General features: G+C 75.1%; 1 protein-coding gene and 1 pseudogene. One reads left to right on the top strand and one right to left on the bottom strand.

Translation table 11 applies throughout. From position 1 onward, the window contains the following. Nucleotides 1-1,125 (bottom strand): type VII secretion protein EccB (eccB, locus tag HUW36_RS32730; protein WP_174531570.1); only part of this gene is annotated, 1,125 nt, incomplete at its 3' end. A 161-nt stretch (nucleotides 1,126-1,286) separates the two neighbouring features. On the opposite strand from eccB, the pseudogene HUW36_RS32725 reads away from it, so the two are divergent. Continuing rightward, nucleotides 1,287-1,492 (top strand): annotated as a pseudogene (locus tag HUW36_RS32725) (type VII secretion protein EccE); the annotation flags it as partial.

Genomic DNA, 1,492 nt, shown 5'->3' with positions numbered 1-1,492 from the left:
GTCCCGGGCGCCCTGCCGCGCCGGCATCGCGGTCGACCCGGTCAGCTCCGCCGGCGGCGCGTCGAACACCTCCAGCGTGGTGGTCGGCGGCTGGCCGGCCGGCCCGGAGCGGTAGGTGGCGCAGAGCACCGTGCGCCCGGGGCGTACCTCGTGCAGCGTGGGCGTCCGGGCCGGCAGCCCGTCGGCCTCCAGCCGCTGGTCGGTGAGGAGCCGACCGGCCTCGTCCGCGGTGATCTCGGTCACCGCGCCGCCGCCGCCGAGGAGCAGCCGGGCGGTGACCTCCCGGATGGTGGCCAGGCCCTGCCGGGTCAGCACGTAGTACTGGCCGGCGGCCTGGAAGACCTGGCCGATCCGGGCCGGACGGTCGGCGACGGTGAGACCGCTCGGGCCACCGTCCCCGTCGATCGTGGGCTTGCGCAGGGCCGGGCCCACCGGCACGGCGTTGAGCAACTGCTGCCCGACGGTGAGGTTGGTGGCGCCGGCCATCTGCAATGCCACGAGCGCCTGCTCGTCGCCGACCACGCGTAGCCGGGAACCGCCGGTGAGCAGGTAACGCGCGTCGCTCGTCCGGACCAGGACCGCCCGGTCGGTGAGCGGGGTGCCACCGGGCAGCGGGCGGTCGACCACCAGACGGGTGGTCGAGCGCTGCGGGTCGTTGGGGTCGGGCACGTCGCAGACCGACCACGGGAGCCCGACCAGGGACCGGCGGTCCGGCAGGTCGTCCGGCGCGCCCACGATGCCCACCATCCGGCCCCGTGGCCGGTCCTTGATGGACGCCTGCGACATGGTGCGGACCGTCGCCGCGGCGTCGTTGACGATCAGCCGGGCCGAGGCGTAGTTGAGCGTCGGGTGCAGCACCTGGTCTTCGCCGAAGTAGTAGGTGGCGCCGGTCTCCCGCTCGATCACCACGGTGTTCGCCTCGAGCGGGGCCGAGTTGCTGGTGAGCTGCCCGTACGCGCCCACGCCGCCGAGCACCACGGCCGCGGCGATGACGCTGCCGAACACCGCCATGCCGAGGCGGCGCATCGGCAGGTCGTTGGTCTCCGGATCGCCGGAGAGCAGCGCCGAGACGATGCGGCGGGTGACGAAGCGGTACGCCTGCACCTGATCGCGGCGGGTCCGCATGACTAACCTCCGGCGGGGGTGGGTCCGCGGCGATCAGGTCCGAACAGCGCCGCGGGCTTCCCTACGATAAGGGTCCGTCGGGGGTGCGCCGGGACCCCGTCCGCCACCCGACCACGCACCCGCCGGCGGATGCCCAGGATGTCCAGAAGGGACGCTCACCGATGACGCAGCTCCAGGCGCCACCCGGTCGTACGGCCACCGCCCCCGCCGTGCCGGCGGACCGGCCGGTCACCCCGGCGGACCGGCGTCGGCGGGGCCGGCTCGGCCCGGTCGTCGTCGGTCAGCTGGTGGTGGTGGAGTGTGCGGCGCTTGCGGTCTGGTTCGCCACCGCCGGCCCGACCTGGCTGCTCGCCGGGGTCGCCGGGCT

Origin of the sequence: Micromonospora maritima (genome assembly GCF_902825405.1) — a bacterium.
Taxonomy (GTDB): domain Bacteria; phylum Actinomycetota; class Actinomycetes; order Mycobacteriales; family Micromonosporaceae; genus Micromonospora; species Micromonospora maritima.
Note: the sequence above shows the minus strand (reverse complement) of the source record. Positions and strands in the feature narration are given on the sequence as shown.